This window comes from Burkholderia sp. BE17 (assembly GCF_009362305.1).
GTDB lineage: Bacteria > Pseudomonadota > Gammaproteobacteria > Burkholderiales > Burkholderiaceae > Burkholderia > Burkholderia pyrrocinia_C.
Map to the genome: position 1 here is coordinate 40,384 of NZ_WHNU01000031.1, position 14,290 is coordinate 54,673.

Annotated in this window: 13 protein-coding genes and 1 tRNA gene; 5 read left to right on the forward strand and 9 right to left on the reverse strand. The window is 67.5% G+C overall.

The window, feature by feature from the left end:
• Nucleotides 1–19 precede the first annotated feature (19 nt).
• The 3 genes from gatB to gatC all read right to left on the reverse strand — a co-directional run bounded on the left by gatB (nt 20) and on the right by gatC (nt 3,352).
• Nucleotides 20–1,495: an Asp-tRNA(Asn)/Glu-tRNA(Gln) amidotransferase subunit GatB gene (gene gatB / locus GD429_RS24945; RefSeq protein WP_152860830.1), complete on the reverse strand. Its 1,476-nt coding sequence runs from the start codon at nt 1,493–1,495 to the stop codon at nt 20–22.
• Between the two features lie 3 nt (nt 1,496–1,498).
• A complete protein-coding gene (gene gatA, locus GD429_RS24950; protein WP_152860832.1) occupies nt 1,499–2,989 on the reverse strand; it encodes an Asp-tRNA(Asn)/Glu-tRNA(Gln) amidotransferase subunit GatA in 1,491 nt (496 codons plus the stop codon).
• A 63-nt stretch (nt 2,990–3,052) separates the two neighbouring features.
• Complete coding sequence (gene gatC, locus GD429_RS24955) at nt 3,053–3,352, reverse strand: Asp-tRNA(Asn)/Glu-tRNA(Gln) amidotransferase subunit GatC (RefSeq protein WP_006477478.1); 300 nt, start codon at nt 3,350–3,352, stop codon at nt 3,053–3,055.
• A 367-nt stretch (nt 3,353–3,719) separates the two neighbouring features.
• On the opposite strand from gatC, the gene GD429_RS24960 reads away from it, so the two are divergent.
• The 5 genes from GD429_RS24960 (at nt 3,720) to rodA (ending at nt 10,000) form a co-directional block, all read left to right on the forward strand.
• Nucleotides 3,720–4,763 carry a rod shape-determining protein gene (locus tag GD429_RS24960; RefSeq protein ID WP_004189550.1) on the forward strand — a complete coding sequence of 348 codons (1,044 nt, stop codon included), beginning with the start codon at nt 3,720–3,722 and terminating at the stop codon, nt 4,761–4,763.
• Between the two features lie 126 nt (nt 4,764–4,889).
• Entirely contained in the window at nt 4,890–5,942 is a 1,053-nt protein-coding gene (mreC, locus tag GD429_RS24965) for a rod shape-determining protein MreC (protein ID WP_152860835.1), read from the forward strand.
• Nucleotides 5,939–6,451, forward strand: coding sequence for a rod shape-determining protein MreD (gene mreD / locus GD429_RS24970; RefSeq protein WP_152860837.1), 513 nt, complete (start codon nt 5,939–5,941; stop codon nt 6,449–6,451). Before mreC ends, mreD begins: the two co-directional genes overlap by 4 nt.
• Before the next feature lie 103 nt (nt 6,452–6,554).
• Nucleotides 6,555–8,840 (forward strand): penicillin-binding protein 2, encoded by a 2,286-nt coding sequence (gene mrdA / locus GD429_RS24975; protein WP_152860839.1) that lies wholly within the window; start codon nt 6,555–6,557, stop codon nt 8,838–8,840.
• An 11-nt stretch (nt 8,841–8,851) separates the two neighbouring features.
• A complete protein-coding gene (gene rodA / locus GD429_RS24980) occupies nt 8,852–10,000 on the forward strand; it encodes a rod shape-determining protein RodA (protein WP_152860840.1) in 1,149 nt (382 codons plus the stop codon).
• Between the two features lie 87 nt (nt 10,001–10,087).
• On the opposite strand, the gene GD429_RS24985 is transcribed toward rodA, so the two are convergent.
• From GD429_RS24985 to GD429_RS25010, 6 genes are all read right to left on the reverse strand, one after another.
• Complete coding sequence (locus tag GD429_RS24985; protein ID WP_152860842.1) at nt 10,088–10,864, reverse strand: tetratricopeptide repeat protein; 777 nt, start codon at nt 10,862–10,864, stop codon at nt 10,088–10,090.
• Entirely contained in the window at nt 10,861–11,646 is a 786-nt protein-coding gene (locus GD429_RS24990; protein WP_152860843.1) for an HpcH/HpaI aldolase family protein, read from the reverse strand. Before GD429_RS24990 ends, GD429_RS24985 begins: the two co-directional genes overlap by 4 nt.
• Before the next feature lie 314 nt (nt 11,647–11,960).
• Entirely contained in the window at nt 11,961–12,413 is a 453-nt protein-coding gene (gene queD, locus GD429_RS24995; RefSeq protein WP_006482561.1) for a 6-carboxytetrahydropterin synthase QueD, read from the reverse strand.
• Nucleotides 12,414–12,431: 18 nt separating this feature from the next.
• On the reverse strand, nt 12,432–13,064 hold the full coding sequence (queE, locus tag GD429_RS25000; protein WP_072437609.1) for a 7-carboxy-7-deazaguanine synthase: 633 nt from the start codon (nt 13,062–13,064) through the stop codon (nt 12,432–12,434).
• Nucleotides 13,065–13,138: 74 nt separating this feature from the next.
• Nucleotides 13,139–13,873, reverse strand: a complete 735-nt coding sequence (gene queC / locus GD429_RS25005) for a 7-cyano-7-deazaguanine synthase QueC (protein WP_174420269.1) — start codon at nt 13,871–13,873, stop codon at nt 13,139–13,141.
• A gap of 337 nt (nt 13,874–14,210) precedes the next feature.
• Nucleotides 14,211–14,286 (reverse strand) — tRNA-Phe (locus GD429_RS25010).
• Nucleotides 14,287–14,290: the final 4 nt, after the last annotated feature.

Below are 14,290 nucleotides of genomic sequence, written 5' to 3' on the forward strand. Positions count from 1 at the left end.
TTCAGGCGCGCGATCATGCTCAGCCGAGCTTCTTCTTCAGCAGTTCGTTGACCTGCTGCGGATTGGCCTTGCCCTTCGTCGCCTTCATCGCCTGGCCGATCAGCGCGTTGAACGCCTTTTCCTTGCCCGCGCGGAATTCCTCGACCGACTTCGCATTCGCCGCGAGCACCTCGTCGATGATCGCTTCCAGCGCGCCGGTGTCGGAGATCTGCTTCAGCCCCTTCGCGTCGATGATGCGGTCGGCTGCGCCTTCGTCGTCCGCCTTCTCGTCCCAGATCGTCGAGAAGATTTCCTTCGCGATCTTGTTCGAGATCGTGCCGTCGGCGATGCGCTGCAGCACGAGTGCCAGCTGCGCCGCCGACACCGGAATCGCGTCGATCTCGATGCCGTCGCGGTTCAGTTGCGACGACACGTCGCCCATCAGCCAGTTCGCGGCGATCTTCGCGTTCGCCGCGCCGGCCTTCGCGACGACGGCCTCGAAATACGCGGCCATCGCCTTGCTCGACGTCAGCACGCCCGCGTCGTACGCGGACACGCCGTACTGCTCGACGAAGCGCTGCTGCATCGCGGCCGGCAGCTCGGGCATCCCGGACTGCACGCGCTCGATCCAGTCCTGGCCGATCACGAGCGGCATCAGGTCGGGGTCGGGGAAGTAGCGGTAATCGTGTGCGTCTTCCTTGCTGCGCATCGAACGCGTCTCGCGCTTGTCCGGATCGTAGAGGCGCGTTTCCTGCACGACTTCGCCGCCGTCCTCGATCAGCTCGATCTGGCGACGCACTTCGTAGTTGATCGCTTCCTCGAGGAACCGGAACGAGTTCAGGTTCTTGATTTCCGCGCGCGTGCCGAACTTCTCCTGGCCGACCGGCCGCACCGACACGTTCGCGTCGCAGCGGAACGAGCCTTCCTGCATGTTGCCGTCGCAGATGCCGAGCCACACGACGAGGCCGTGCAGCGCCTTCGCATACGCCACGGCCTCGGCCGCGCTGCGCATTTCCGGCTCGGTGACGATCTCGAGCAGCGGCGTGCCCGCGCGGTTCAGGTCGATCCCCGTCATCCCGGCGAAGTCTTCATGCAGCGACTTGCCCGCATCTTCCTCGAGGTGCGCGCGGGTCAGGTTGACCGTCTTCTCGTACGCTTCCTTGCCGGCCTTTTCGTTGGCGGGCACCTGGATCGTGATCTGGCCGCCCTGCACGACCGGAATCTCGTACTGGCTGATCTGATAGCCCTTCGGCAGATCGGGGTAGAAATAATTCTTGCGCGCGAAGATGCTGCGCGGCGCGATGGTCGAGCCGATCGCGAGGCCGAAGCGGATCGCGCGCTCGACCGCGCCGCGGTTCAGCACCGGCAGCACGCCCGGCAGCGCCAGGTCGACCGGGCACGCCTGCGTGTTCGGCTCGGCGCCGAACTGCGTCGGCGCGCCCGAGAAAATCTTCGAGACGGTCGACAGTTGCGCGTGCGTCTCGAGACCGATAACGACTTCCCATTGTGTAGTCATTGCTTACGCCCCCGCCGGAACTTGCTTGTGCCAGTCGGTCGCGCGCTGGAACGCGTCGGCGACCTGCAGCATCCGGGCTTCGTTGAAATAGTTGCCGATGATCTGCAGACCGACCGGGCGTTTCGCGTTCGCGCCGGCGCCGAAGCCGCACGGCACGCTCATGCCGGGGAGACCTGCGAGGCTCACCGACAGCGTGTAGATATCCGCGAGATACATCTGCACCGGATCGTCGCCCTTCGCGCCGAGATCCCATGCGACCGTCGGCGATGCCGGGCCCATGATCACGTCGCAGGACTTGAACGCTTCCTGGAAATCCTGCGCGATGATGCGGCGGATCTTCTGCGCCTGCAGGTAGTACGCGTCGTAGTAGCCGTGCGACAGCACGTACGCGCCGACCAGAATCCGGCGCTTCACCTCGGGGCCGAAACCTTCCGCGCGCGACTTCTTGTACATGTCGAGCAGGTCGCCGTACTGCGCGGCGCGGTGGCCGAAGCGCACGCCGTCGAAACGCGACAGGTTCGACGACGCCTCGGCCGGTGCGATCACGTAGTACACGGGGATCGACAGTTCCGTCTTCGGTAGCGACACGGGCACGAGCGTCGCGCCGAGCGCTTCATATTGCTTCAGCGCCGCGTCGATCGTCGCGCGCACGTCGTCGGCGAGGCCGTCGCCGAAATACTCGTTCGGCAAGCCGATGCGCAGGCCCGCGAGCGGCTTGCCCGCATCGTTGCCGGCCGCCCACGGCTGGCCGAGGTGGCGCGTGAAATCCTCATCGTCGCGCTCGAGGCTCGTCGAGTCGCGCTCGTCGAAACCGGCCATCGCGTTCAGCAGCAGCGCGCAGTCGGACGCGCTCTGCGCCATCGGGCCGCCCTGGTCGAGCGACGACGCGAACGCGATCATCCCGTAGCGCGACACGCGGCCGTAGGTCGGCTTGATGCCCGTCACGCCCGCGAACGACGCGGGCTGGCGGATCGAGCCGCCGGTGTCGGTGCCGGTCGCGGCCGGCGCGAGGCGCGCGGCGACGGCGGCCGAGCTGCCGCCCGAGCTGCCGCCCGGCACCGCGTTCGTGTCCCACGGGTTCTTCACCGCGCCGAACGCCGAGTTCTCGTTCGACGAGCCCATCGCGAACTCGTCCATGTTGGTCTTGCCGAGCGTGACCATGCCGGCCGCCTGCAGGCGGGCGACGACGGTCGCGTCGAACGGGCTTTCATAATTCGCGAGCATCTTCGAGCCGGCGGTCGAGCGCCAGCCGCGCGTGACGAAGACATCCTTGTGCGCGATCGGCAGGCCGGTCAGCGCGCCGCCCGCGCCGCGCGCGAGCTCCGCGTCGGCGGCTTTCGCCTGCGCGAGGGTCAGATCGGCGTCGACGTGGACGAACGCGTTCAGGTCGTGCGCGGCGTCGATCCGTTTCAGGTAGTGCTGCGCGAGCTCGACGGCCGAGCATTCCTTGGCGGCGAGCGCGGCGCGCAGTTCGGTCAGGCTTTTTGCGTGCATTGAGTGGTTTTCCTGGGAATTCTGGGTGGCGCGCGGCGCTGGCCGGCGCTTGTCGTCGAATGCTTACTCGATCACCTTCGGCACGAGATAGAGGCCGTCCTGGACGGCCGGCGCCGGACGCTGGTTGTCGTCGCGATTGACGACTTCCGTCACGGCGTCGTCGCGCAGGCGCTGCGCGACTTCCTGGATCTGTTCGATCGGGTGGGCGAGCGGCGCGATGCCGGCGGTGTCGACCGCCTGCATCTGCTCGACGAGGCCGAAGAATTCATTGAGCTGGCCGAGCATGTGCTCGGCGTCTGCGTCGGCCATTTCGAGTCGCGCCAGGTGCGCGATGCGTTTCACATCGGTCAGGGTCAGGGCCATGCGATCACCGGAAAAACAAGGCTGCGCAGCGCATCGAAAGCAGCGCCGCGGCGGGGGGTTGGAGGGTGCGATCCCACCCTCAAAAATCGGGACCGAAGCGGCAAAAATACCGCCCGTTTCGATTCAAATACCGTGAAATTATAAGGTATCATTACGCGTTCGACCCAAACCCGGCAGCCTTTTCCCGCACCGTTTCGCCTCGCTTCGGCAAGCCGTGCGTGCTTCGTGCGATCCCCGGTAGACATCACTCGCAGCTTCGTGCGCCGCGGCGGCCGCTTCCGCCACGCTTCCCGAGGCTGTTATTTTTTCCGCTGCCGCCCTCAGCGCTCGCTATACAGGGCCGGCCCAGAGCGAAACAGGATTCTGAATGTTCGGTTTTTTGCGCAGCTACTTCTCCAACGATCTCGCGATCGATCTCGGCACCGCAAACACCCTGATCTACATGCGCGGCAAGGGCATCGTGCTCGATGAACCTTCCGTCGTGTCGATTCGCCAGGAAGGGGGCCCCAACGGCAAGAAGACGATCCAGGCGGTCGGCAAGGAAGCCAAGCAGATGCTCGGCAAGGTGCCGGGCAACATCGAGGCGATCCGCCCGATGAAGGACGGCGTGATCGCCGACTTCACCGTCACCGAGCAGATGATCAAGCAGTTCATCAAGACGGCGCACGAGTCGCGCATGTTCTCGCCGTCGCCGCGCATCATCATCTGCGTGCCGTGCGGCTCGACCCAGGTCGAGCGCCGCGCGATCAAGGAAGCCGCGCACGGCGCCGGCGCATCGCAGGTCTACCTGATCGAGGAGCCGATGGCGGCCGCGATCGGCGCGGGCCTGCCGGTGTCGGAAGCCACCGGCTCGATGGTCGTCGACATCGGCGGCGGCACGACGGAAGTCGGCGTGATCTCGCTCGGCGGCATCGTGTACAAGGGCTCGGTGCGCGTCGGCGGCGACAAGTTCGACGAGGCGATCGTCAACTACATCCGCCGCAACTACGGGATGCTGATCGGCGAGCAGACCGCCGAGGCGATCAAGAAGGAAATCGGCTCCGCGTTCCCGGGCTCCGAAGTCAAGGAAATGGAAGTGAAGGGCCGCAACCTGTCGGAAGGCATTCCGCGCAGCTTCACGATCTCCAGCAACGAAATCCTCGAAGCGCTGACCGATCCGCTGAACCAGATCGTGTCGTCGGTGAAGATCGCGCTCGAACAGACGCCGCCGGAACTCGGCGCCGACATCGCCGAACGCGGGATGATGCTGACGGGCGGCGGCGCGCTGCTGCGCGACCTCGACCGCCTGCTCGCCGAAGAAACCGGCCTGCCGGTGCTCGTCGCGGAAGATCCGCTCACCTGCGTCGTGCGCGGTTCGGGCATGGCGCTCGAGCGCATGGACAAGCTGGGCAGCATCTTCTCGTACGAGTGATCGTCTAGGCAGTTTCGTTGATATGACGCACCTGCGGCGTGGCCGGATCGCTCGTTTAGAACGAACCGCCGCGCCGTTTGCGCGTCTGAGCATCATTTAACCGATCACACGCGCCCGGCGCCGACCATGGAATACAGTCCGCCGCCCCTTTTCAAGCAAGGTCCGCCCGCGCTCGCGCGGCTCATCTTCTTCGTTGCCCTCGCCATCGCGCTCCTCGTGTCGGACGCGCGCTTCAGCACGCTCGAAATCCTGCGCGGCGTGCTCGGCACCGTGCTCTATCCGCTGCAGCGCGCGGCGCTCGTGCCGCGCGACCTGTTCATGGGCGCGGCCGACATCGCCGTCACCGGCTCATCGCTGCGCCACGAGAACGACGACCTCCGCAAGCGCAACCTGCAACTGTCGACACAGGCCAACCAGGCCGCCGTGCTCGCGCAGGAAAACATGCACCTGCGCGCGGTGCTCGAGCTGCGCCAGCACATCGCGACACAATCGACGCCGGTCGAGATCCAGTACGACACGAGCGATCCGTTCACGCAGAAGATCGTGGTCGGGCAAGGTTCGCAGCAAGGCATCCAGAACGGTTCGCCCGTCGTCAGCGAGGACGGCGTGATCGGCCAGGTCACGCGCGTGTTCCCGCTGCAGTCCGAAGTCACGCTGGTCACCGACCGCGATCTCGCGATTCCGGTGCAGGTGCTGCGCACCGGCCTGCGCAGCGTGATCTACGGCACGCCGAAGGGCGATTCGCTCGACCTGCGCTTCGTGCCGACGAGCTCGGATCTCGTCGCCGGCGACGAGCTCGTCACGAGCGGCCTCGACGGCGTCTATCCTCCCGGCCTGCCGGTCGCGAAGGTCGTGCACGTCGACAAGCTCGCCGATACCGCATTCGCGCGCGTGACCTGCGCGCCGGTCGCGGCCGTGCGCGGCGCGCGCCAGATGCTCGTGCTGCATTACCAGAACGACATCCCGCCGCGCCCGGCCGAGCTCGAACCGGCCGCCGACAAGAACGCGAAGGGCGGCAAGAAAGGCGCGAAAGCCGCCGCGAAGGGTGAGAAAGCCGACAAGGCCGACGCGAACGCGAAACCGGCCGCCGCGGCCCAGCCCGGCGCGAAGCCCGCGCCGGCCGCGCCCGCCGCCGCAGCCGCGAAGCCCGCGGCCGCGCAACCGGGAGCCCAGCGATGAACCGCCCGCAATACATCCTGCAGCCGGTCAATCCGTACTTCATCGTCTTCAGCCTCGCGGCCGCGTTCCTGCTGAACCTGATGCCGTGGGGCCGCCTGCCCGGCGTGCCCGACTTCGTCGCGCTCGTGCTGCTGTTCTGGAACATCCACCAGCCGCGCAAGGTCGGGATGGGCGTCGCGTTCGCGCTCGGCATCCTGATGGACGTGCATGACGCGGGGCTGCTCGGCGAGCACGCGCTCGCCTATACGCTGCTGTCGTACGGTGCGATCACGATCCACCGCCGCGTGCTGTGGATGCCGATCGGCGTGCAGGTGCTGTATGTCACGCCGCTGCTCGTCGTCGCGCAGCTCGTGCCGTTCGTGATCCGTCTCGCGATGGGCGCCGCGTTCCCCGGCTGGCGCTACCTGGTCGACGGCTTCGTCGAGGCCGCGCTGTGGCCGATCGCGAGCCACCTGCTGCTGATGCCGCAACGCCGCCCGGTCGATCCGGACGATACGCGCCCCATCTGAGCCGGACGACCTTTGAATACCCGCCGCCCCCAAACCCGCCGCGCGCCGCGCTCCGGGGCGGCACCTCGCCCGCCCGCGCGCGGGTCAGATCGACGCTAACCGCATGACCGATTTCAACGACACCCAACAGCAGCTCTCGAAGTTCCGCCTGCGCGTCGCGGCGGCGGGCCTGTTCGTGTTCGTCTGCTTCGGGCTGCTCGCGAGCCGCTTCTTCTACCTGCAGCTGATGCAGCACGGCAAATACGCGCTGCAGGCTGAGGAAAACCGCATCTCGGTTGCGCCGATCGTGCCGAACCGCGGGATCATCACCGACCGCAACGGCGTGATCCTCGCGAAGAACTATTCGGCGTACACGCTCGAGATCACGCCATCGAAGCTCGACGACACGCTCGACAACACGATCGACAAGCTGTCCGCGATCATCCCGATCGACGCACGCGACCGCCGCCGCTTCAAGAAGCTGCAGGAAGACTCGAAGAACTTCGAGAGCCTGCCGATCCGCACGCGGCTCACCGACGCGGAAGTCGCGCGCTTCACCGCGCAGCGCTTCCGCTTCCCCGGCGTCGACGTGCGCGCGCGGCTGTTCCGCCAATATCCGCTCGGCACGACGGCCGCACACGTGATCGGCTACATCGGCCGGATCTCGAAGCGCGACCAGGATCGTATCGACGCGATCAGCGACGACAACGACAGCGACCAGGAAAACTACGATCCGCGCCGCGACGCGAACAACTACAAGGGCACCGACTACATCGGCAAGATCGGCGTCGAGCAGAGCTACGAGACCGAGCTGCACGGGCTGACCGGTTTCGAGGAAGTCGAGGTGACGGCCGGCGGCCGGCCCGTGCGCACGCTGTCGCGCACGCAGGCGACGCCCGGCAACAACCTCGTGCTGTCGCTCGACATCGGGCTGCAGCAGGTCGCCGAGCAGGCGTTCGCCGGCAAGCGCGGCGCGCTCGTCGCGATCGAGCCGAAGACGGGCGACGTGCTCGCGTTCGTGTCGTCGCCGAGCTTCGACCCGAATTCGTTCGTCGACGGCATCGACCAGCAGACCTGGGACGAGCTGAACAACTCGACCGACAAGCCGCTGCTGAACCGTCCGCTGCACGGCACCTATCCGCCCGGCTCGACGTACAAGCCGTTCATGGCGCTCGCCGGCCTGACGCTCGGCAAGCGCTCGCCGGGCTGGGGTTTCCAGGATCCCGGCTACTTCACGTTCGGCGGCCACACGTTCCGCAACGACGTGCGCTCGGGCCAGGGCTGGGTCGACATGAACAAGGCGATCATGGTGTCGAACGACACCTACTTCTACATGCTCGCGCGCGACCTCGGCGTGAATGCGATCGCGAACTTCATGAAGCCGTTCGGCTTCGGCCAGATCACCGGGATCGACATCCAGGGCGAAGCGCGCGGGATCCTGCCGTCGACCGACTGGAAGAAGAAGGCGTTCAAGAAGGCCGCGCAGCAGAAGTGGTTCGACGGCGAGACGATCAGCCTCGGGATCGGCCAGGGCTACAACTCGTTCACGATCCTGCAGCTCGCGCACGCAACCGCGACGCTCGCGAACAACGGCGTCGTGATGAAGCCGCACCTCGTGAAGGAAGTCGAGGATCCGATCACGCGCGGGCGCCGCCTGACCGTGCCGAAGGAAAGTGAAACGATCCCGCTCAAGCAGGCCGACATCGACGTCGTGAAGCGCGGGATGGAGAACGTGATCGAGAACCCGTCCGGCACCGCGTACAAGGTGTTCCGCGGCGCGCCGTACCTCGCCGCCGGCAAGACCGGTACCGCGCAGGTGTTCTCGCTGCAGGGCTCCAACTACAAGGGCCACCTGCTCGCCGAGCATCTGCGCGACCACGCGCTGTTCATCGCGTACGCGCCGGTCGACCATCCGCAGATCGCGTTGGCGCTGGTCGTCGAGAACGGCGGCTGGGGTGCGCAGGCCGCCGGCCCGATCGCGCGCCGCGTGCTCGACTTCTTCCTCGTCGAGCGCCAGAACCCGCAGAACGAAGCCGCGGCCGTGGCTGCCGCGGCGTCGGCGACCGAACCCGTGAATGCACCGGTGATCGGCGATGCGAACAAGCCCGCCGCCGTCGCCACCGGCTTCAAGGCGCTGCCGCAGCCCGTCGTGCCGACCGCGGCCAGCGCGGCGGATGCGGCATCGGCCGCATCGGCGCCCGATGCGTCGGGGGCGGCCGGAGCAAGCGCGGCGCAACCGGCCGACGCGAGCGCCGCGGCGCCCAGGGCCGCGAGCCTGCCGCCGATCCGGCGCCCGCACCGGCCGCGCCGGCCCGCCAGCGACGCGCAGCCGCTCGTCGCCACGCCGCGGGACGACAACCACCGTGCGACGGCCCCCGCGAAAGCGGCGGACGCCGGCACCGCTCATTAACGGAGAAAGGCATGCAATTCGACAAGCGCGCCTGGCTCGACAAGATCAAGCAGATGTTCGCGGGCTTCGACCGCCCGCTCGCCCTCATCGTGTTCCTGCTGCTGTGCGTCGGCATCGTCACGCTGTACAGTGCGGCGATCGACATGCCGGGCCGCGTCGAGGACCAGTTGCGCAACATCCTGCTGACGTTCGTGCTGATGTGGGTGATCGCCAACATCCCGCCGACCACGCTGATGCGCTTCGCGGTCCCGCTCTATACGTTCGGGGTCGCGCTGCTGATCGCGGTCGCGCTGTTCGGGATGACCAAGAAGGGCGCGAAGCGCTGGCTGAACGTCGGCGTCGTGATCCAGCCGTCGGAGATCCTCAAGATCGCAACGCCGCTGATGCTCGCGTGGTACTACCAGCGCCGCGAAGGCGGCCTGCGCTGGTACGACTTCCTCGCCGCGTTCGGGATCCTGATGGTGCCGGTCGGGCTGATCGCGAAACAGCCCGACCTCGGCACTGGCCTGCTCGTGTTCGCGGCCGGCTTCTTCGTGATCTACCTCGCCGGCCTGTCGTTCAAGCTGATCGTGCCGGTGCTCGTCGCGGGCGTGATCGCGGTCGGGTCGATCGCCGTGTTCGAGGACCGCATCTGCCAGCCCGAAGTGCAGTGGCCGCTGATGCACGACTACCAGAAGCACCGCGTGTGCACGCTGCTCGACCCGACTTCCGACCCGCTCGGCAAAGGCTTCCACACGATCCAGGCCGTGATCGCGATCGGCTCGGGCGGTGTGCTCGGCAAGGGCTACCTGAAAGGTACGCAGGCGCACCTCGAATTCATTCCGGAGAAGCACACCGACTTCATCTTCGCGGTGTTCTCGGAGGAATGGGGGCTCGTCGGCGGGCTCGTGCTGCTGACGCTGTACATGGCGCTGATCGCGCGCGGGCTCTATATCGCCGCGCAGGGCGCGACGCTGTTCGGCCGCCTGCTCGCGGGCTCGCTCACGCTCGCGTTCTTCGTCTATGCGTTCGTCAACATCGGGATGGTGAGCGGCGTGCTGCCGGTCGTCGGCGTGCCGCTGCCGTTCATGAGCTACGGCGGCACCGCGCTCGCGACGCTCGGCATCGCGATCGGGATGATCATGAGCGTCGGGCGACAGCGGCGGCTGATGAAGAGTTGACCGTGCGGCACGGCCGCGGCCAAGAAAAACGGCGCTCCGGCGCCTTTTTTTTATCGTGCGTGTCGAACGCGGCAACGCGGCGCCCGCTCACTGCGGCGCCGCGCGCGGGCTCCCCGGCTCCGCACCGACGCCCAAGGCCGGCCCCTGCGACTTCAGCCGCGCGCTCAGCTCCTTGAATTTCAGCCCGGCCGTCTCGTCGCCCTGCGCGGCCGCCGCCGCGTAGTACGCGCGCGCGATATTCAGGTTCTGCTCGACGCCGTCGCCGCCGCGCTCGTAGAACGACGCGGTCACATACTGCGCGGTCGGCTCGCCCGCGTCGGCGGCCTGCTTGTACCACGCGAACGCCTGCCGGTTGTCGCGCGGCGTGCCGCGCCCGTCGAGGAACTGGTTCGCGAGCGACAGCTCGGCCTGCACGTGCCCCTGCTTCGCCGCACGCAGGAACCAGCGATGCGCTTCGGCCGGATTGCGCGCGACGAACTCGCCGTCGTCGAACATCCGGCCGTATACGTACTGCGCATGCGACATGTTCGAGTCGGCCGCGCGCTTCAGCCAGCGCAGCCCTTCGTCGACGTTCGCCGTCACGCCTTCGCCCGTCAGCAGCATCATCGCGTAGTTGAACTGCGCGAGACGATCTCCGCGCTCGGCCGCGTCGTGGAACTGCACCAGCGCCGCGCGATAGTCGCCGGCGTTGTAGTCGGCGACCGCCGATTGCGTCTCGCGCGACGGATCGGGCTTTGCTTGCGGCGCACCCTGCGCGGCCGCCGCGACACACACGGCCCACAGGCCGAGCATCGCGCCGAACCGCCCGCTTGCACCGCCCGCACCCTGCGCGCGCCTGCAAGACGCGCCGTCACCGCCGTTCATGACCGTACCTCCTGCAGCGCTTGCCGCGTCGCACGCAGCAGCCAGCTCACGTCGGCCGACAGCGTGATCATCCGGTAGCCGGCCTCGCGATACTGCCGCGCGCCCGCCGCGTCGCCCGCGAAAATGCCGACCGCGACGCCGGCCTGCCTGCCGGCCGCGAGCACGCGCGCCATCGCGGTTTCGACGTCCGGGTGGCGGATGTCGCCGAGATGCCCGAGGCTCGCCGCGAGATCGGCCGGGCCGATGAACAGGCAATCGACACCGGGCGTCGCCGCGATCCGCTCGACTTCGTCGACGCCGCGCGCCGATTCGATCTGCACGATCACCGCAACCTGCGCGTTCGCCGTCTGCACGTAATCGCGACGCATGCCGTACGCCGCCGCGCGCACCATGCCCGCGACGCCGCGCAGCCCGTCAGGCGACTCCGGCGACGGGAAGCGCGTGAGCCGCACCGCGTGCGCGGCGTCGTCGGGCGTCTCGATGCACGGAAACATCAGCGTGCGTGCGCCGGCGTCGAGCGCGCGCTTCACGAGCCACGGCTCGCGCGCCGGCACGCGCACGACGGGTTCGCTCGGCAGGTGCGCGGCAGCGATCGCGCGCAACTGCGAAGTGACGTCGCGGCTATCGTTCGGCGCGTGTTCCATGTCGATGCAAAGCCAGTCGTAGCCGGCGTGCGCGAGCGCTTCCGCGGCCGAATCGCTGCCGAGCGACAGCCACAGGCCGTACAGCGGCTCGTCGCCGTCGCGCAGGCGTTGTTTGAGGGAATTGGTGAGCGTGCTCATCGATACGGCCTCCTGGACGGAACGGCAATCGAACGGGACAAGCAACAGGCGAAGGGGCGCCACACGCCGGGCAACGCGGCACGACGGCGGCGCCAGACCGCGCCCTTCAACGTTAGTCGACCGTGGGCGGCCGATCTGACAGCGCGGGAAGTGCGACCGCGCACCGATGCGTTTTCCGGTGCCACGCAACGATCATAGCGCGGCGCTACGCGGAATGTGGGAATGGGCGGGGAGCAGCGCCGGCGCGGGACGAGGCCGCGACGCGCAGTGGCGGGCAGCCCGCGCCGGACGGCGGGGCTGCCGGGAAGGCAGGATCAGCGGCCGGGCTGGCGCTCGACGTCGGCCCAGCAGTTCGGCGTTTCGTACAAGCGCACGCGCTCGAGGCGCAGGTTCACGCCGTAGTGCGCGTCGTACACGTTCGCGAGCAGGTCGAACGCGATCGCAGCAAGGTTCTCGACGGTCGGGATCCGGTCGATCACGACGGTCTTGTGGTCGGCCATCTGCTCGAGGAACGAGCGCACGACCTCGTCGCGCGCGTAGACCAGAAACGCGTGGTCCCACTTGCTGACCAGGTGCTCCATCGCGAGCGCCTTCACGTCGGCGAAATCCATCACCATGCCGCGGTCGGGCGCGCCCTCGGTATCGACGAGATCGCCGCGCAACGTGATTTCGAGCACGTAGCGATGGCCATGCAGGTTCCTGCACTGGCTGCGGTGATCGGGAATGCGGTGGCCCGCGTCGAATTCGAGTTTTCGGGTAATCAGCACGATGTCAAAAGCCGTGGCTCAGGGAATGTTCAGATATTTGTGGGTCTGCATCGACAGGCGCCACTGCGGATGACGCTTGCACCAGTCGATCGCGAGCTTCGTATTGAGGTCGCGCGACGGGCCGTCCATCGGCTGGACGAGGAAATACTCGAAGTCGAGCTTCGCATAGTCGGCCAGCCGCTGGTTGTCCTGCGGGATCACGACCTTCAGTTCGTTGCCCTTCGTGACGACGAGCGGCGCGTCGGCCTTCGGGCTCACGCAGATCCAGTCGATCGATTCGAGCACCGGCAGCGAGCCGTTGGTCTCGATCGCGATCTCGAAGCCGGCCGCGTGCAGCGCGTCGACGAGCGGCTGGTCGAGCTGCAGCATCGGCTCACCGCCCGTGCAGACGACGAAGCGGTGCGCTTCGCCGTCCGGCCACAGGCCGGCGATCGTCGCGACGAGCGCTTCGGCGTCCTTGAACTTGCCGCCGTTCTCGCCGTCGGTGCCGACGAAGTCCGTATCGCAGAAGCGGCACACGGCCTCCTCGCGATCCTCTTCGCGGCCCGACCACAGGTTGCAGCCGGCGAACCGGCAGAACACGGCCGGCCGGCCCGCGTTCGCGCCCTCGCCCTGCAACGTGTAGAAAATTTCCTTGACCGCGTAAGTCATCGTCCTTCGTCCGGCTCGCGCCGCTCGTTGTCGATCAGAATCCGTTATCCATCAAGCGCTGCCGGCGCGCCGCGTCACAGCGGCGCTTCGGTCACCCGCTCGCCCTTCAGGTAGGCCTCGTAGCCGCGCTTGCGCAGCTTGCAGGCCGGGCACTCGCCGCAGCCGAAACCCCAGTCGTGCAGTTCCGCGCGCTCGCCCACGTAGCACGTGTGCGTCTCGACGCGGATCAGCTCGACGAGCGCTTCGCCGCCGAGCTGTTCGGCAAGCTGCCACGTCTGCGCCTTGTCGAGCCACATCAGCGGCGTCTCGAGCACGATGCGCGTGTCCATCCCGAGGTTCAGCGCGACCTGCAGCGCCTTCATCGTGTCGTCGCGGCAGTCGGGGTAGCCCGAAAAATCAGTCTCGCACATCCCGCCGACCAGCACGCGCAGCCCGCGGCGATAGGCGATCGCCGCGGCGATCGTCATGAACATCAGGTTGCGGCCCGGCACGAACGTGTTCGGCAGGCCGTTCGCCGCCGTCTCGATCTCGATCGTGCGCGTCATCGCGGTATCGCTGATCGCGCCGAGCACCGACAGGTCGATCATGTGATCGTCGCCGAGCCGGTCCGACCACGCGGGAAACTTGTGCTTCAGTGCTTCGCGCACGCCTTCGCGACATTCGAGCTCGACCCGATGGCGCTGGCCGTAATCGAAGCCAAGCGTCTCGACCGTCTGGTAGCGTTCGAGCGCCCATGCCACACACGTGGCCGAGTCCTGCCCGCCGGAAAACAACACGAGCGCGCCGTCTTTAGCGTCTGTCCGAATCACCGTGATACTCCGTGAATGTGTAGGCTCGCGTCGCGCTGCGCCCCGGGGCCGGCTGCCGCCGGGCGGCCCGACGCGTGCCGGCCTGCGCCGGCTCGACCAGTATAGGCAGCGCGGTCGGCCGCGGACGCGGCGGTGCGCTTATACCGCCCATCGCGCGGCATCGTTGCCGCGCGTCACGGCGGCGCATCACTGGCAGCCTGCCGTGCGCATGTAGCGATGCGCTAAGTCATTGAGCGGGCACGGATTTTATCATGCTCCAGCGAATGCTGCCGCACGCGCGACGCCCACCACAAACGAAAAACCCCAAGAACCTTCCGATTCTTGGGGTTGGAACTGCTGGTGGCCTGGGACGGAATCGAACCATCGACACGCGGATTTTCAATCCGCTGCTCTACCAACTGAGCTACCGGGCCAACG